At 58.6% G+C, this 16467-nt stretch carries 15 protein-coding genes; 13 read left to right on the top strand and 2 right to left on the bottom strand.

Going from position 1 to position 16467, the window contains the following annotated elements; translation table 11 throughout:
- Positions 1 to 8 precede the first annotated feature (8 nt).
- The 10 genes from hpaH to yjiA all read left to right on the top strand — a co-directional run bounded on the left by hpaH (position 9) and on the right by yjiA (position 10916).
- Positions 9 to 812 (top strand): 2-oxo-hept-4-ene-1,7-dioate hydratase, encoded by an 804-nt coding sequence (hpaH, locus tag UTM25_RS21470; RefSeq protein ID WP_194400872.1) that lies wholly within the window; start codon positions 9 to 11, stop codon positions 810 to 812.
- A gap of 10 nt (positions 813 to 822) precedes the next feature.
- Positions 823 to 1620 carry a 4-hydroxy-2-oxoheptanedioate aldolase gene (gene hpaI / locus UTM25_RS21465; RefSeq protein WP_058840497.1) on the top strand — a complete coding sequence of 266 codons (798 nt, stop codon included), beginning with the start codon at positions 823 to 825 and terminating at the stop codon, positions 1618 to 1620.
- A gap of 21 nt (positions 1621 to 1641) precedes the next feature.
- Positions 1642 to 2994 (top strand): 4-hydroxyphenylacetate permease, encoded by a 1353-nt coding sequence (gene hpaX / locus UTM25_RS21460; protein WP_194400873.1) that lies wholly within the window; start codon positions 1642 to 1644, stop codon positions 2992 to 2994.
- A 9-nt stretch (positions 2995 to 3003) separates the two neighbouring features.
- A complete protein-coding gene (gene hpaA / locus UTM25_RS21455) occupies positions 3004 to 3936 on the top strand; it encodes a 4-hydroxyphenylacetate catabolism regulatory protein HpaA (protein ID WP_194400875.1) in 933 nt (310 codons plus the stop codon).
- 177 nt (positions 3937 to 4113) lie between these two features.
- A complete protein-coding gene (gene hpaB / locus UTM25_RS21450; protein ID WP_063439872.1) occupies positions 4114 to 5676 on the top strand; it encodes a 4-hydroxyphenylacetate 3-monooxygenase, oxygenase component in 1563 nt (520 codons plus the stop codon).
- Between the two features lie 17 nt (positions 5677 to 5693).
- Entirely contained in the window at positions 5694 to 6206 is a 513-nt protein-coding gene (locus tag UTM25_RS21445) for a 4-hydroxyphenylacetate 3-monooxygenase reductase subunit (RefSeq protein WP_023310274.1), read from the top strand.
- A 179-nt stretch (positions 6207 to 6385) separates the two neighbouring features.
- On the top strand, positions 6386 to 7303 hold the full coding sequence (locus UTM25_RS21440; protein ID WP_194400877.1) for a helix-turn-helix transcriptional regulator: 918 nt from the start codon (positions 6386 to 6388) through the stop codon (positions 7301 to 7303).
- A 191-nt stretch (positions 7304 to 7494) separates the two neighbouring features.
- On the top strand, positions 7495 to 9648 hold the full coding sequence (locus tag UTM25_RS21435; RefSeq protein ID WP_194400879.1) for a carbon starvation CstA family protein: 2154 nt from the start codon (positions 7495 to 7497) through the stop codon (positions 9646 to 9648).
- 100 nt (positions 9649 to 9748) lie between these two features.
- On the top strand, positions 9749 to 9952 hold the full coding sequence (locus UTM25_RS21430) for a YbdD/YjiX family protein (RefSeq protein ID WP_003856610.1): 204 nt from the start codon (positions 9749 to 9751) through the stop codon (positions 9950 to 9952).
- 10 nt (positions 9953 to 9962) lie between these two features.
- Entirely contained in the window at positions 9963 to 10916 is a 954-nt protein-coding gene (yjiA, locus tag UTM25_RS21425) for a GTPase (protein WP_194400881.1), read from the top strand.
- Positions 10917 to 10971: 55 nt separating this feature from the next.
- Here the strand turns inward: yjiA and UTM25_RS21420 are convergent, their stop codons facing one another.
- Positions 10972 to 12330, bottom strand: coding sequence for an esterase-like activity of phytase family protein (locus UTM25_RS21420; protein WP_194400883.1), 1359 nt, complete (start codon positions 12328 to 12330; stop codon positions 10972 to 10974).
- A 411-nt stretch (positions 12331 to 12741) separates the two neighbouring features.
- Here UTM25_RS21420 and UTM25_RS21415 point away from each other — a divergent pair, with 411 nt between their 5' ends.
- Positions 12742 to 13287, top strand: a complete 546-nt coding sequence (locus tag UTM25_RS21415; RefSeq protein ID WP_120159648.1) for a YfaZ family outer membrane protein — start codon at positions 12742 to 12744, stop codon at positions 13285 to 13287.
- Between the two features lie 55 nt (positions 13288 to 13342).
- Here UTM25_RS21415 and UTM25_RS21410 read toward each other — a convergent pair whose 3' ends face one another.
- Positions 13343 to 14713 (bottom strand): NAD-dependent succinate-semialdehyde dehydrogenase, encoded by a 1371-nt coding sequence (locus tag UTM25_RS21410; protein WP_194400885.1) that lies wholly within the window; start codon positions 14711 to 14713, stop codon positions 13343 to 13345.
- Between the two features lie 151 nt (positions 14714 to 14864).
- On the opposite strand from UTM25_RS21410, the gene UTM25_RS21405 reads away from it, so the two are divergent.
- Positions 14865 to 15608 (top strand): AraC family transcriptional regulator, encoded by a 744-nt coding sequence (locus tag UTM25_RS21405; protein WP_194400887.1) that lies wholly within the window; start codon positions 14865 to 14867, stop codon positions 15606 to 15608.
- A gap of 47 nt (positions 15609 to 15655) precedes the next feature.
- A complete protein-coding gene (locus UTM25_RS21400) occupies positions 15656 to 16294 on the top strand; it encodes a LysE family translocator (RefSeq protein WP_194400889.1) in 639 nt (212 codons plus the stop codon).
- Positions 16295 to 16467 lie beyond the last annotated feature (173 nt).

The raw sequence follows: 16467 nt of genomic DNA, 5'->3' as shown, positions 1-16467 counted from the left end.
GGTCTTTTATGCTCGATAAACACACCCATACTCTGATCGCCCATCGTCTGCATCAGGCGGAGCAATCCCGCGAGCAGATCCGCCAGATCTCTCTCGACTACCCGACGATCACCATCGACGACGCCTACGCCGTCCAGCGCGAATGGGTCAGCCTGAAGATTGCCGAAGGCCGCGTGCTGAAGGGCCACAAGATCGGCCTCACCTCCAAAGCGATGCAGGCCAGCTCGCAGATCGGCGAGCCGGACTATGGCGCGCTGCTGGACGACATGTTCTTCCACGACGGCAGCGACATTCCCGTCGATCGCTTCATCGTTCCGCGCATCGAAGTGGAGCTGGCCTTCGTGCTGGCGAAACCGCTGCGCGGCCCGAACTGCACGATCTTCGACGTCTACAACGCTACGGACTACGTGATCCCCGCGCTGGAGCTGATCGACGCCCGCTGCCACAACGTTGACCCGGAGACCCAGCGCCCGCGCAAGGTGTTCGACACCATCTCCGATAACGCCGCCAACGCGGGGGTGATCCTCGGCGGCCGCCCGATTAAGCCCGACGAACTGGATCTGCGCTGGATCTCCGCCCTGCTCTACCGCAACGGCGTGATCGAAGAGACCGGCGTCGCCGCAGGCGTGCTTAACCACCCGGCGAACGGCGTGGCGTGGCTGGCGAACAAGCTGGCGCCGTACGACGTGCAGCTTGAGCCCGGCCAGATTATTCTCGGCGGCTCGTTTACCCGCCCGGTGTCCGCCAGCAGAGGCGACACCTTCCACGTCGACTACGGCAACATGGGCTCCATCAGCTGCCGCTTTGTGTAAGGAGGCAACCATGCAAAACGCATTCAAAGCGGCGCTGAAGGCGGGCCGCCCGCAAATCGGTTTATGGCTGGGGCTCACCAGCAGCTACAGCGCCGAGCTGCTGGCCGGGGCAGGCTTCGACTGGCTGCTGATCGACGGCGAGCACGCGCCGAACAGCGTGCAGACCGTGTTAACCCAATTACAGGCCATCGCGCCCTATCCCAGCCAGCCGGTAGTGCGCCCGTCGTGGAACGACCCGGTGCAGATCAAGCAGCTGCTGGACGTGGGCGCACAAACCCTGCTGGTGCCGATGGTGCAAAACGCCGACGAAGCGCGGCTGGCGGTACGTGCCACCCGCTACCCGCCCGCGGGCATTCGCGGCGTCGGAAGCGCCCTGGCGCGCGCCTCGCGCTGGAACCGCATCCCGGATTACCTGCAGCAGGCCAACGACGCCATGTGCGTGCTGGTGCAGATTGAAACCCGTGAGGCGCTGAAAAACCTGCCGCAGATCCTGGACGTGGAAGGCGTCGACGGCGTGTTTATCGGCCCGGCGGATCTGAGCGCCGACATGGGCTTTGCCGGCAATCCGCAGCACCCGGAGGTGCAGGCCGCCATCGAGCAGGCGATCGCGCAAATCCTTAGCGCGGGCAAAGCGCCCGGCATCCTGATGGCGAACGAGCCGCTGGCGAAACGCTACCTCGAGCTTGGCGCGCGGTTTGTCGCCGTCGGCGTCGACACCACCCTGCTCGCCCGCAGCGCCGAGGCGCTGGCGGCACGTTTTATCGAACAACCGGTTACGTCAGTTAATAACAATAAATCCGTCTACTAAACGTAAGATCTGGAGCGCACCATGACGACCTCTACCCTGCAAACTCATGATAATAAAGCTGTTGAACATCGCGCCATTAACAAGCTGTTCCGACGCCTGATCGTCTTTCTCTTTATCCTGTTTGTCTTTTCGTTTCTCGATCGCATCAACATCGGCTTTGCCGGGCTGACGATGGGTAAAGATCTGGGCCTCACGTCGACCATGTTTGGCCTGGCCGCGACGTTGTTTTACGTCACCTACGTGCTGTGCGGGATCCCGAGCAACATCATGCTGGCGAAGATCGGCGCGCGCCGCTGGATCGCCGGGATCATGGTGGTGTGGGGCATCGCCTCCACCTGCACCATGTTCGCCACCAGCCCTGAAACGCTCTACGTCCTGCGCATGCTGGTGGGCATTGCCGAAGCGGGCTTCCTGCCGGGGATTTTGGTCTATCTCACCTGGTGGTTCCCGGCCTATCACCGCGCCCGCGCCAACGCGCTGTTTATGATCGCCATGCCGGTGACCATGATGCTCGGCTCGATCCTCTCCGGCTACATTCTGGCGATGGACGGGCTGTGGAACCTGAAGGGCTGGCAGTGGCTGTTCCTGCTCGAGGGGCTGCCGTCGGTAGTGCTCGGCGTGGTGACCTGGTTTTACCTCAACGACACGCCGGATCAGGCCACCTGGCTGGACGACGACGAAAAGCAGGCGCTAAAAACGATGATCGCCCGCGAGCAGGAGGTCGCCATTGCCCAATCCGTCACGCCGCGATCGACGCTGCGCGAAGTGCTGACCCCGGCGGTGCTGCTCTACACGCTGGCCTACTTCTGCCTGACCAACACGCTCAGCGCCATCAACATCTGGACGCCGCAGATCCTGCAAAGCTTCAACACGGGGAGCAGCAATATCGTCATCGGCCTGCTGGCGGCGATCCCGCAGTTTTGCACCATTCTCGGGATGATCTGGTGGAGCCGCCGCTCCGACAGGCTGAAAGAGCGAAAAAAGCACACCATCCTGCCGTACCTGTTCGCCGCGGCGGGATGGATGCTGGCCTCGGCCACCGATCACAGCCTGATCCAGCTGCTTGGCATCATTATGGCCTCAACCGGATCCTTTACCGCCATGGCTATATTCTGGACCACGCCGGATCGGGTGATTAGCCTGCAGTCCCGCGCGGTGGCGCTGGCGGTGATCAACGCCATCGGCAACGTCGGATCCGCCGTTAGCCCGTTGCTGATCGGCATTCTGCGTGATGCAACCGGCAGCTTCAGCTCCGGGCTGTGGTTCGTGGCCGGGCTGCTGGCGATCGGCGCGCTGGTGTTGACGCGCATCCCGATGACGCAGCGCGAAAGCCTTGAGCGCGAGCCGCGCGTCGCGGCGCAGAAGATCCACTAGGGAGCCGCCATGTGCCAGAGCCCCATTACCAACATCGACATTAGCAAGGAGTACGACGAAAGTCTGGGCACCGACGACGTGCACTACCAGTCGTTCGCGCGCATGGCGGCCTTTTTTGGCCGCGACATGCAGGCGCACCGTCACGACCAGTATTTTCAGATGCACTTTCTCGATACCGGGCAGATTGAGCTCCAGCTCGACGATCACCGCTACTCGGTGCAGGCCCCGCTGTTCGTCCTCACGCCGCCATCGGTGCCGCACGCGTTTATCACCGAATCCGACAGCGACGGACACGTGCTGACGGTGCGCGAGGATCTCATCTGGCCGCTGCTGGAGGTGCTCTACCCCGGCACGCGGGAAGCGTTTGGCCTGCCGGGGATCTGTCTCTCGCTGGCCGACAGGCCGGACGAGCTGGCGGCGCTGAAGCACTACTGGCTGCTCATTGCCCGGGAATCCACGGAACAGCTGCCGGGGCGCGAACATACTCTGGTCCTGCTGGCGCAGGCGGTGTTTACCCTGCTGCTGCGCAACGCGAAGCTCGACGACCACGCTTCGGGCGGCATGCGCGGCGAGCTGAAGCTGTTCCAGCGCTTTACCCAGCTAATAGATACCCACTACCACCAGCACTGGACGGTGCCGGAATACGCCAGCGAGCTGCACCTGACCGAATCCCGCCTGACCGATATCTGCCGCCGCTTCGCCAACCGCCCGCCGAAGCGGCTGATCTTCGACCGCCAGCTGCGGGAGGCCAGACGCTTGCTGCTCTTCTCCGACAGCGCGGTCAGCGACATTGCCTGGCAGCTGGGGTTTAAGGACCCGGCCTATTTTGCCCGGTTTTTTAACCGCTTAGTGGGGTGCTCGCCGAGCGCGTATCGGGCGCAGAAAGTACCGGTATCGCCTGTTCCCCTCACCCCGGCCCTCTCCCAAAGGGAGAGGGAGTAACCGTCCCCTCTCCCTTTGGGAGAGGGTTAGGGTGAGGGAAATCACACTCTGCGATCTCTCGCGAAAAGTACCCGCCGTTGTCCCAATCGTCCCTTCACGTTACGCCCCTCTCAGGCTTCAATTAAACAACAAAAACAAAACATAAATTTAACAACCCTATTCCGATACGAGGTCCCTATGAAGCCTGAAGATTTCCGCGCTGATGCCAAACGTCCGTTAACCGGCGAAGAGTATTTAAAAAGCCTGCAGGACGGCCGTGAGATTTATATCTACGGCGAGCGCGTCAAAGACGTCACCACCCATCCGGCGTTTCGCAACGCGGCGGCCTCCATCGCGCAGATGTACGACGCGCTGCACAAGCCGGAGATGCAGGACACGCTCTGCTGGGGCACCGACACCGGCAGCGGCGGCTATACCCACAAGTTCTTCCGCGTGGCGAAAAGCGCCGACGACCTGCGCCAGCAGCGCGACGCCATCGCCGAGTGGTCGCGCCTGAGCTACGGCTGGATGGGCCGCACGCCGGACTACAAAGCCGCGTTCGGCTGCGCACTCGGCGCCAACCCGGCCTTCTACGGCCAGTTCGAACAGAACGCCCGCAGCTGGTACACGCGCATTCAGGAAACCGGCCTGTACTTCAACCACGCCATCGTTAACCCGCCGATCGACCGCCACAAGCCGGCGGACGAGGTGAAAGACGTCTACATCAAGCTGGAGAAAGAGACCGACGCCGGGATCATCGTCAGCGGCGCGAAGGTGGTAGCAACCAACTCGGCGCTGACCCACTACAACATGATCGGCTTCGGCTCCGCGCAGGTGATGGGCGAAAACCCGGACTTCGCGCTGATGTTCGTCGCGCCGATGGATGCCGAAGGCGTGAAGCTGATCTCCCGCGCCTCTTACGAGATGGTGGCAGGCGCAACCGGATCCCCTTACGACTACCCGCTCTCCAGCCGCTTCGACGAGAACGACGCGATCCTGGTGATGGATCACGTGCTGATCCCGTGGGAAAACGTGCTGATCTACCGCGATTTCGACCGCTGCCGTCGCTGGACGATGGAAGGCGGCTTTGCGCGGATGTACCCGCTGCAGGCCTGCGTGCGTCTGGCGGTGAAGCTCGACTTCATCACCGCCCTGCTGAAGAAATCCCTGGAGTGCACCGGTACCCTGGAGTTCCGCGGCGTGCAGGCGGATCTCGGCGAAGTGGTGGCCTGGCGCAACATGTTCTGGGCGCTGAGCGACTCCATGTGCTCCGAAGCCACCCCGTGGGTCAACGGCGCGTATCTGCCGGATCACGCCGCGCTGCAAACCTACCGCGTGATGGCCCCGATGGCCTACGCCAAGATCAAGAACATCATCGAGCGTAACGTGACGTCTGGTCTGATCTACCTGCCGTCCAGCGCCCGGGATCTGAACAACCCGCAGATCGACCAGTATCTGGCGAAATACGTGCGCGGCTCCAACGGTATGGACCACGTCGAACGCATCAAGATTTTGAAGCTGATGTGGGACGCCATCGGCAGCGAGTTTGGCGGTCGTCACGAGCTGTACGAGATCAACTACTCCGGAAGCCAGGATGAGATCCGCCTGCAGTGTCTGCGCCAGGCGCAAAGCTCCGGCAACATGGACAAGATGATGGCGATGGTCGACCGCTGCATGTCCGAGTACGACCAGCACGGCTGGACGGTGCCGCACCTGCACAATAACAGCGATATCAACATGCTCGACAAGCTGCTGAAATAGCGCAGCGGGAGGTAGCAATGCATTCAGATGAACAACGCCTGCGTTTTCGCGACGCAATGAGCAGCCTGTCGGCTGCGGTTAATGTGGTCACCACCGAGGGCGAGGCCGGCCGCTGCGGCATTACCGCCACCGCCGTCTGTTCGGTCACGGACACCCCGCCGTCGGTTATGGTGTGTATCAACGCCAACAGCGCCATGAATCCGGTATTTCAGGGCAACGGCAGGCTGTGCGTTAACGTACTTAACCATGAGCAGGAGATCATGGCTCGCCATTTCGCCGGGATGACCGGTATGACGATGGAGGAGCGCTTTGCCCTCTCCTGCTGGCAGAAAGGGCCGCTGGCGCAGCCGGTGCTCAAGGGCGCGCTCGCCAGCCTTGAAGGCGAGATTAGCCAGGTGCAAACCATCGGCACGCATCTTGTCTACCTTGTTGAAGTTAAGAACATCATTCTGAGCGACGCGGGACACGGTCTGATCTACTTCAAGCGCCGCTTCCACCCGGTCATGCTGGAGGCGGAAGCCGCCGTGTGATCCCCCCTCGCGCTGGCCTTTTTCTTCGGCCAGCGCCGCTTTCTACAAAAACTCCTAAGGTTTCCGCTAAATCACGCCGTTATATACCCGTAAGAGAAATTTTCTGTGCCTGAATACTGACACCGCGCGTCAGTGCACCCGCATCATTCAGCGCATACCTAAATATACAGGATGACCTTATGGCTAAAACGACGCGGAGCCGCTCGGCTGAACGTCTGGTCGATATTCTCCTTGAGCTACATTTAAACGGTGTGGTAAACCGCAGTGCGCTAATGGAAAAATTTAAAATTACCGAGCGTACCGTCTACCGGGATTTAAATGCCCTATCTCCTATTGTTGAACATACCGGTAACGGGCTATATCGACTGATCCATTCTGCGCAATCGCCCGGCGGACAAGGCTTACATCACACCCTTGCTAACTTCCTGAATGCTGACAGCTTTTTCCCTGAAAGAAATACGGAATTCTGGCAGAAGCTCGAAACGCGCGTTGACGAAAACCATATTCTTATTCTTGGCAATGAGGCAGAACACACGGTAGAACGTGATATTCGCCGTCATTTAACGAAAATCGAGAAATCGATTAAAAACCATAATGTTTGTCAGATCGTTTATAAGGGGAAAACCCGTCTGATTAATCCCTATAAACTCATTAACAAAAAAAATATATGGTATTTACAAGCCACCGAAAATAGCCGCCTGAAATCCTTCTCATTGAGCCAGATTAGCTGGTTCGATATTCAGAAAACGACCTTTACGCCCGAAGAAAATGTCCTTGAGCTGCTGGAGAAAAGCCTCGATCCCTGGGTGTCTGAAAATACTTTCGCAGTGAAAATATTTATCAAAGATAATATTTCACATTACTTCCTGCGCCGCGATCTTCTGCCGGAACAGGAGCTGCTGGAAAAGCAACAGGGCGGCGTCACGCTTCGCTGCCAGGCGGCGCACGAGAACCAGATCCTGCCGCTGCTGTTCTACTGGCTGCCCCACATTCAGATTCTGGAACCGAACTGGCTGAAGGAAAAACTGATTAGAACCCTGGAGAACTATCTGGCGGTAGAACGTAACCCGAATAATCAAGTGATCTCAATCACATAATTTCGCCCCGTGGCGGCGAGCCGGAACCGCTCGCCGCCCCCTTTGACCGCTCACCTGGTTCTTTCAACCACTCATTCATTTACCGTCCTTTACACGCGCGTAGATCTGGCACGATCGCTCCAGCATTAATCAATACCTCCTCACAACGAACCCTGACCCTTTTTTCTTTACATAAAAAACCAGGTCTTACTATGGATACTAAAAAACTACTGAAGCACGTGCCCTGGGCCTTACTCGGGATCCTCGGCGCTTTTTGTCTGGCGGTTGTCGCATTACGCCGGGGCGAACACGTAAGCGCCCTGTGGATCGTGGTCGCGTCCGTTTCCGTCTATCTTGTGGCTTATCGCTACTACAGCTTGTACATCGCGCAGAAGGTCATGAAGCTCGACCCGACGCGCGCCACTCCGGCGGTCATTAACAATGACGGCCTGAACTACGTGCCAACCAACCGCTACGTGCTATTTGGTCACCACTTTGCCGCTATCGCCGGCGCAGGCCCGCTGGTCGGCCCGGTGCTGGCCGCGCAGATGGGCTACCTGCCGGGTACCCTGTGGCTGCTCGCCGGCGTGGTGCTGGCGGGTGCGGTGCAGGACTTTATGGTGCTGTTTATCTCTTCTCGCCGTAACGGCGCCTCGCTGGGTGAGATGGTCAAAGAAGAGATGGGCCGCGTGCCGGGGACCATCGCGCTGTTCGGCTGCTTCCTGATTATGATCATCATCCTCGCGGTGCTGGCCCTGATCGTGGTGAAAGCGCTGGCCGAAAGCCCGTGGGGCGTCTTCACCGTCTGCTCAACCGTGCCGATTGCGCTGTTCATGGGGATCTACATGCGCTTCCTGAGACCGGGACGCGTGGGTGAAGTGTCGGTGATTGGTATCGTACTGCTGGTCGCCTCCATCTACTTCGGCGGCGTGATTGCGCACGACCCTTACTGGGGCCCGGCGCTGACCTTCAAGGACACCACCATCACCTTCGCGCTGATTGGCTATGCGTTTATCTCCGCGCTGCTGCCGGTCTGGCTGATTCTGGCCCCGCGTGACTACCTGGCCACATTCCTGAAAATCGGCGTTATCGTCGGTCTGGCGATCGGCATCCTGGTGATTAACCCGGATCTGAAAATGCCGGCAGTGACCCAGTACATCGACGGTACCGGCCCGCTGTGGAAAGGCGCCCTGTTCCCGTTCCTGTTCATCACCATCGCCTGCGGTGCGGTCTCCGGCTTCCACGCCCTGATCTCCTCCGGTACCACGCCTAAGCTGCTGGCGAACGAGAAAGACGCGCGTCTGATCGGCTACGGCGCGATGCTGATGGAGTCCTTCGTGGCGATCATGGCGCTGGTTGCAGCCTCCATTATCGAACCGGGTCTGTACTTCGCGATGAACACCCCGCCTGCTGGCCTCGGCATTACCATGCCAAACCTGCACGAAATGGGCGGTGACAACGCGGCGCTGATTATGGCGCAGCTGAAAGACGCGAGCGCACACGCGGCGGCGACCGTCAGCTCCTGGGGCTTCGTGATTTCGCCTGAGCAGATCATGCAGACGGCGAAAGACATTGGCGAACCGTCCGTGCTGAACCGCGCCGGTGGTGCGCCTACGCTGGCCGTCGGTATCGCACACGTGTTCCACAAAGTGCTGCCGTGGGCGGACATGGGCTTCTGGTACCACTTCGGTATTCTGTTCGAAGCGCTGTTCATCCTGACCGCGCTGGACGCCGGTACCCGTGCGGGCCGCTTCATGCTGCAGGATCTGCTCGGTAACTTCGTACCGTTCCTGAAGAAAACCGACTCTCTGGTGGCGGGTATTCTGGGTACGGCGGGCTGCGTCGGCCTGTGGGGCTATCTGTTGTATCAGGGCGTTGTCGACCCGCTCGGCGGCGTGAAGAGCCTGTGGCCGCTGTTCGGTATCTCTAACCAGATGCTGGCCGCCGTGGCGCTGGTGCTCGGCACCGTGGTCCTCGTGAAGATGAAGCGCACCAAATACATCTGGGTAACGGTCGTTCCTGCGCTGTGGCTGCTGCTCTGCACCACCTGGGCACTTGGCCTGAAGCTGTTCAGCGCCAACCCGCAGCTGGAAGGCTTCTTCTTCATGGCTAACCAGTACAAAGAGAAGATTGCCGCAGGCGGCGCGGATCTGACCGCGCAGCAGATTGCCAACATGAACCATATCGTGGTGAACAACTACACCAACGCGGGTCTGAGCATTCTGTTCCTGGTGGTGGTGTACAGCATCATCTTCTATGGCATCAAAACCTGGCTGAAAGTGCGTAACGCCGACGGCCGTACGGATAAAGAAACCCCGTACGTGCCGGTGCCGGAAGGCGGCGTGAAGACCTCTTCACACCATTAATCCGCGATCCTCCCCCTCTCCCTTTGGGAGAGGACTGGGGTGAGGGGAACACAAGCCCAGCGGAGTCACATCGCCGGGCTTTTTCTGTCTGGAGCCCACAATGTTTGGTAACTTAGGCGAAGCAAAAAAATACCTCGGTCAGGCGGCGAAAATGCTGATTGGCATTCCGGACTATGACAACTACGTTGAGCATATGAAGACCAACCATCCGGATAAGCCGTACATGACCTACACCGAATTCTTCCGCGAGCGTCAGGAAGCGCGCTACGGCGGAAGTGGAGAAGGCGGCGTCCGCTGCTGCTAAAGGAGAGACCATGACCCCGATTGCCGTTACCCTGCTGACCGGTTTCCTCGGCGCCGGTAAAACCACCCTGCTGCGCCACATCCTGAATGAGCAGCACGGCTTCAAAATCGCCGTTATCGAAAACGAATTCGGTGAGGTCTCGGTAGACGATCAGCTGATCGGCGATCGCGCCACCCAGATCAAAACCCTCACCAACGGCTGCATCTGCTGCACCCGCTCTAACGAATTAGAAGATGCCCTGCTGGACCTGCTCGACAGCCGCGATCGCGGCGAGATCGACTTTGACCGTCTGGTGATCGAGTGCACCGGCATGGCCGATCCCGGCCCGATTATTCAGACCTTTTTCTCTCACGAGATACTCTGCCAGCGCTATCTGCTGGACGGCGTGATTGCCCTGGTCGACGCGGTCCACGCCGACGAGCAGATGAACCAGTTCACCATCGCCCAGTCTCAGGTGGGCTACGCCGACCGCATCCTGCTGACCAAAACCGACGTGGCGGGCGGAAGCGAAAAACTGCGCGAGCGCCTGACCCGCATTAACTCCCGCGCACCGATTTACACGGTGACGCACGGCGACATCGATCTGTCTCAGCTGTTCAACACCAACGGCTTTATGCTGGAAGAGAACGTCACCGCAAAACCGCGCTTCCATTTTATGGGAGATAAGCAAAACGACGTGGCGTCGATTGTGGTGGAGCTGGACTACCCGGTGGACATCAGCGAGGTTTCGCGGGTGATGGAAAACCTGCTGCTGTCGTTTGCCGACAAGCTGCTGCGCTACAAAGGGATGCTGTGGATTGACGGCGAGCCGAACCGCCTGCTGTTCCAGGGCGTGCAGCGCCTGTACAGCGCAGACTGGGACAGACCCTGGGGCGATGAAGCGCCGCGCAGCGTGATGGTGTTTATAGGCATACAGCTGCCGGAAGAAGAAATTCGGGCGGCGTTTGCGGGGCTGAAAAAATAACCGTCCCGAACAATCCCCTCTCCCTGCGAGGAGAGGGTTAGGGTGAGGGGTAAACCTATTTCACCGCCTCCGGCAGCGTCACAATCCACAGCTCGCTGTCCGACTCCGGCTTCTTCAGCGGCTTCACGCTGAGCGTGGTTTCCACCGGCTTATCATCCAGCGTCAGCTTGCCTTCCGCGTTCACCCGATAATCCTTGAGCTTCTTGCCCTCGACCGGGTTTTGCATCGCCACCTTCACGCCAAAGTCGTTATCGTTCGCCACCGCAAGCGTTTTGCTGTCGATCAGCGCCAGCCCTTCGGCCTTCTCCTGCTGCCAGCCCAGCGCGCGCAGATCGACGACCTGCGTTTTTGCCGCAAGCGTTATGCCGCGCTGCGCCAGGGTTTTCTCATCATCAAACTCCGGGTATTCGCCCGGCTTGTCGAAGGCGGTCAGGTCGCTCGCCTTGCTGAGATCCACCTTGTAGATAAGGTTACGCATGCCGTCGTTTTTATCGCTTCCCTGCTCAATCAGCAGGATGTGCTGGTCATCGAGCGCCACGATGTCGCCGATTTTGGCGTCGCTGTTTTTGTCATAAGCCGCGCTGTCGATAGGGTAACCGTACATCGCCGTTTTCCCGGTTGCCGGGTCGAAGCTCACCAGACGCGTAAACAGCGCCTGCTTTTTGCTCTTACCGTCGATATCCAGCGTGCTTTGCACGGCGGCGATAATCCGCCCGTCCGGCATCCGGGTCAGGCCTTCAAAGCCCCGATTCGCCTGGCGCCATTTGATAATATTTGGCAGGCCGCCCGCGAGGGATTTTTCCCCTTCCGCCGCCTGCGGCCCGTGGATCGCCAGGATCTTCCCTTTGCTGTCGACGTTAATCAGGAACGGGCCATATTCGTCGCACAGCCAGTAGCCGCCTTTCCCGTCCGGCGTGATACCTTCCGTGTCCAGGCCGCGGTTGTCACCCTTCAGGGTCTTGAGGGTATCGCTGAACGCCACTTCATTGGTGGAGCCAATCACGCCGCTTTGCAGCGGCAGACCGTTAATCTCGCCTTTATCATCATGCAGCGGGCGGGCATCCGTTGCCTCTGCTTTGCCGTTCTCAACGCGGATGGTCATCAGCAGCGGCGCGAAATCTGGCGTGACAAATATTTTGGCTTCGTTTTTACCCATTTTTGGCGCATCGGCGTTTGGACCGCGATCGGTCACGGTCGCAAAGGTCAGGGCGTCGCCCTGTTTGCCGGTAAACAGCAGGCCAGAACCGATTCCCACGGGCAGTCCGTTCGGAAACGCGCTGGCAAACGCGCCGCTGTAGCTCACGTGTGAGCCTTCAGGGAAGCTGACGACATAGCGCTCAGCAGTGGGCTGCGCCGCCAGGCCAGAGAAAGAGAGCGCACAGCCGATTAGCACAGGAATAATTTTTCTTTTCATATTGTTAGCATCCATAGAGTGAAGCCAACAACGTAAAGAATAAACGTGTCAGAAAAATGACACAGATGGAACGCTGACCAACGCAGCGGCACGTATATCCCTCTTCAGAAATGTAAACTTACGTCTTTATCTATGACAACTGAAACACTTTTGGAAATTATTAGAAACCCAATTAATTCATCTCAAAGGGCTTTTTTCTCCTCGTTCAAACGTCGTTTAGTAAACTATTTAAACTTTTCCTAAACGCGAATTTAATTACCGTTGACGGCTCGCCAAAGAAACAATTCAGCAACAGACAAAAACAAAATAGCTAACAAAATCAGCATAAAACCACGACATGCATCACATTTGCAGTCATAAACATCACTTGTTAAGGTGCCCTCAGATTAATTTGATGACGAGGAAACACTCATGAAAAAGCTTAACGTTCTCATCCTTTCCGCTCTGACCGCTGTCTCGGGCTCCGCACTGGCGATGGGCGGCAGCATTGAGCAGGGTAAAAACTTTACCAACCTGAATGTGGAAATGGGTAAATCGACCTCCGGTCTGTACACCGAAGGTAGCTGGCTGAAAAATACCGATGACGGCACCACGACCGGTGGCGTAGGTGCAGGATACAACTTCGAAGTCGGTCCGGTGATGTTGAACGCAGGCGCTAAGGCCCTCTACGTTGGCCCGAAAAAAGGCGATAACGGCGTAGCGTTCCCAATCGGTGGCGGCGTGAACGTTGCCCTGACCGACAGCATCAAGGTATTCGGCGAAGGTTACGTTGCGCCAGACGGGCTGAACAACAGCGTCAAAAACTACGTGGAAGCGAACGGCGGCGTCAGCTGGACCCCAATCAAACCTGTGACCCTGAAAGTGGGTTACCGCCACGTGAGCGTTGACGGCAAAGACGGTCGTCCAAACCACACGCTGATCGACGGCGCATACGTGGGCGGCGGCGTGAGCTTCTAATCCGACGAACAAACAAAAAAACCTGCCATGCGGCAGGTTTTTTTTGTCTCGGGTATTACCTGTGCACCACCACCAGCTTCTGGTTCACAAACTCTTTGATCCCCAGATCCGACAGCTCGCGTCCGTAGCCGGAGCGCTTCACGCCGCCGAACGGCAGCTCTGGCGCGGTATCGGTAAGCCAGTTGATATACACCATCCCGGTCTCAATACGCGACGCCATTTTCTTCGCCCGCTCGATATCCTGGCTGAACACCGCGCCGCCCAGACCGTAGTGAGAGTCGTTCGCCAGGGCGACCGCCTCATCGTCGTTTTTCACCACGTAAACCTGCGCCACCGGGCCGAAGAACTCTTCGAAGTACGCCGGGTTGTCGCGCGAGATATTGGTCAGAATGGTCGGTTCAAAGAAGCTCCCGTCGCGCTGAACGGGCTTGCCGCCATAGTGCAGCGTCGCGCCGTTTTTCACCGCCTCGTTGACCTGTTTGGTCAATGTTTCCAGAGCATCTTTAGACGACAGCGGCCCCAGCGTGGTGCTTTCGTCCAGCGGATCGCCAATCTTCACCTGCTTAAATGCCTCGGTGAATTTGCTCAGGAAGGCGTCGGCGATCTTTTCATGCAGGATAAAGCGCTTCGCCGCGGTACAGACCTGCCCGGCGTTGTTGAGCCGCGCATTCACACCAGTCTTGACGGCTTTGTCCAGGTCCGCATCGTCCAGCACCACGAACACGTCGTTACCGCCAAGTTCAAGGGTGGATTTCTTAATGTGCTTCGCCGCCTGCGCGGCCACCACGCTGCCTGCCTTTTCGGAGCCGGTTAATGCTGCGCCCTGCACGCGATCGTCGGCAATGATGTTCGCCACCTGCTCGGACGAAATGAAGAGGTTGGTCCATGCCCCTTCCGGCGCGCCCGCCTCGCGCACCAGATGCGCAAAGGTCTCGGCGCAGTGCGGCACGATGCTGGCATGTTTGGCGATCACCGGGTTACCCGCCGCAAGGTTTGGTGCCAGGACGCGCATCAGCTGGTAATACGGGAAGTTCCACGGCTCGACAGCCATCAGCACGCCGATGGGGTGGTGCTCCACCCAGGCTTCACCTAGTTCTGAATCATATTTCACCGGGGCCAGGAACCGCTTCGCGTTGTCGGCGTAGTAGCGGGCGATCTGCGCGCACAGCTTCACCTCGCCGCGGCTCTGTTCGATGAGCTTACCCATCTCCTGGCTGGCGATTTTCGCCAGCTCCTCGGTGCGCTCGTCGATCAGGTCGGCAAGCTTATGCAGCACCGGCAGGCGCTGGCTGATGTCGCCATTCGCCCATTCCGAATGGTAGAGCGCATCGGCGGCCTTCAGCGCCGCCTCGATATCCGCGTCGGTATGTGAGGGGTATTCTTTGATGAGCTGGTTGGTGGCAGGATTTACTGTCTTATAGGCCATGTCGAATCTCCTTGTTTTACCGCTTAGGGTATTAAGGGTAGTCAACATGACTGGCTATGGACGTAAAGTTGGGTATATCCGGAAGGTTCTTAATGAAGCGCTGCCGGACGGTTCGCTGACGTGGTATAAAAATCGTCCAGAAGGAGTTCCCATGACCGATACCCGACACGTCCGGCAGACATTTCGCCGCGCCTCAGGCCTTGAGCTGCGCAGCACGTGGCAGAGCACGCAGACGTATAAACGTCATTGTCACCCGCAACTCTCCATCGGCGCGATTGTGGAGGGCCAGACCTGCTGCGTCAGTGATGGCAAAGAGTTTATCCTGGCTCCAGGGGATCTCATTGTCATCCCTGCTTACGCGCCGCACAGCTGCAACCCCGTCGTCGGGCAACCGCGCAGCTACCATATGCTCTACCTCGACACAGAGCTTCCTCTGGCGTTCCAGGTGATTCGCGACCCTAGGCTGTTTAAGCATTACCTTGATATTGTTGAGACGATGTCGCCTGCATCCGTGGAGACGCTGCTTTCTGCCCTTCCCCGCTGCGCGGATAAGAGTGCTGTGCTTCGCTCAACCAGCCAGCAGGTTCAGCAGGCGTTTCTTTCCGATCTCACCTGCCCGCCTTCCCTCGACGAGCTTGCCCAACGCTTCTCGCTGCGCAAGGAGACCCTGATCCGCACCTTCAGGCAGGACACCGGCCTGACGCCGGGCAGCTTCCTCAACATCTCCCGCGTGGAGTACGCCAAAGCGCGGCTGCGTGCCGGAGACGACATCGCCGACGTCGGCTACCAGAGCGGCTTTGCCGACCAGAGCCATTTTCATAAGACCTTCGTGAGCTATACCGCCGCCACGCCGCGCCAGTACGCCACGGGCCGATCAATATCAGACAATAAATAGGTTCTGCAGCGCCGTATTCTGACCTCGGATTGTTAACTGAGGTCGCTATGGAACTGTTATTCCCTTCCGCTTTTCTCGCCCTGGCGCTGGCGCACTTTGTTGCCCTGCTAAGCCCGGGCCCGGACTTCTTCCTGCTGGTAGGCTACGCCGCGCGCTATCGGCTGCGCGGCAGCGCCGGATTGTGCCTCGGCATCGCCGCGGGTAACGCGCTCTATATTGTTCTGGTGATTATCGGCTGGAGCGCGCTGCGCCAGTTTACGTGGCTGTTTACGCTGATCGAGCTTTGCGGGGCGCTGTACCTGCTGTGGGTCGGCTCGCATCTGATTCGCAGCCGCCAGCAGGCGCTGACGCTGAATGAAACCCACCAGCGCTTTCCTTCGCTGCGTAAGCAGATCCTGCTGGGGCTCGGTTCGGCGCTGTTAAACCCGAAGAACGCGCTGTTCTATCTGGCGCTGATGACGGCCTTGCTGGGGCCGGACGTCACGCTGCTTCAGCAATCGATCTGCGGCGTCTGGATGGTGATGGTGGTGCTGGTGTGGGATCTGGCGCTGGTGTCGCTGATGGGATTGACGGTGGTTCAACAGAAGCTCAGCCGTTCGCTGTGGTGGATTGAGCGCACGGCGGGGGTCGTGCTGATGGGGTTTGGCGGGTGGGTGCTGTGGCGATTATGCGTTAAGGCAATATGACCCAGCCCCTTCACTTGTACTGAAACACACATTCATGATACTCATCAATTATCACAATGCATAAATATAACATATTGATTTAGATCGATTTTCTAGTCGATCAATATTTTTAACCATGATAAAAGGAGGGTTTTAGATCATCATTAAAAATGCCTGAAATATGGGCAAGGACG

The organism is Enterobacter sp. 61D5, from assembly GCF_034107965.1.
In the GTDB taxonomy this organism is placed as follows: Bacteria; Pseudomonadota; Gammaproteobacteria; order Enterobacterales; family Enterobacteriaceae; genus Enterobacter; species Enterobacter cloacae_M.
Note: the sequence above shows the minus strand (reverse complement) of the source record. Positions and strands in the feature narration are given on the sequence as shown.

Excerpts from the sequence above, each read along its gene's own strand:
- hpaB (WP_063439872.1), top strand. The coding sequence starts at position 4,114 with ATGAAGCCTGAAGATTTCCGCGCTGATGCCAAACGTCCGTTAACCGGC.
- UTM25_RS21420 (WP_194400883.1), bottom strand. The coding sequence starts at position 12,330 with ATGAAAAGAAAAATTATTCCTGTGCTAATCGGCTGTGCGCTCTCTTTC.
- UTM25_RS21410 (WP_194400885.1), bottom strand. The coding sequence starts at position 14,713 with ATGGCCTATAAGACAGTAAATCCTGCCACCAACCAGCTCATCAAAGAA.
- UTM25_RS21405 (WP_194400887.1), top strand. The coding sequence starts at position 14,865 with ATGACCGATACCCGACACGTCCGGCAGACATTTCGCCGCGCCTCAGGC.
- UTM25_RS21415 (WP_120159648.1), top strand. The coding sequence starts at position 12,742 with ATGAAAAAGCTTAACGTTCTCATCCTTTCCGCTCTGACCGCTGTCTCG.
- UTM25_RS21430 (WP_003856610.1), top strand. The coding sequence starts at position 9,749 with ATGTTTGGTAACTTAGGCGAAGCAAAAAAATACCTCGGTCAGGCGGCG.
- UTM25_RS21440 (WP_194400877.1), top strand. The coding sequence starts at position 6,386 with ATGGCTAAAACGACGCGGAGCCGCTCGGCTGAACGTCTGGTCGATATT.
- hpaA (WP_194400875.1), top strand. The coding sequence starts at position 3,004 with ATGTGCCAGAGCCCCATTACCAACATCGACATTAGCAAGGAGTACGAC.
- yjiA (WP_194400881.1), top strand. The coding sequence starts at position 9,963 with ATGACCCCGATTGCCGTTACCCTGCTGACCGGTTTCCTCGGCGCCGGT.
- hpaH (WP_194400872.1), top strand. The coding sequence starts at position 9 with ATGCTCGATAAACACACCCATACTCTGATCGCCCATCGTCTGCATCAG.
- hpaX (WP_194400873.1), top strand. The coding sequence starts at position 1,642 with ATGACGACCTCTACCCTGCAAACTCATGATAATAAAGCTGTTGAACAT.
- UTM25_RS21400 (WP_194400889.1), top strand. The coding sequence starts at position 15,656 with ATGGAACTGTTATTCCCTTCCGCTTTTCTCGCCCTGGCGCTGGCGCAC.
- UTM25_RS21445 (WP_023310274.1), top strand. The coding sequence starts at position 5,694 with ATGCATTCAGATGAACAACGCCTGCGTTTTCGCGACGCAATGAGCAGC.
- UTM25_RS21435 (WP_194400879.1), top strand. The coding sequence starts at position 7,495 with ATGGATACTAAAAAACTACTGAAGCACGTGCCCTGGGCCTTACTCGGG.
- hpaI (WP_058840497.1), top strand. The coding sequence starts at position 823 with ATGCAAAACGCATTCAAAGCGGCGCTGAAGGCGGGCCGCCCGCAAATC.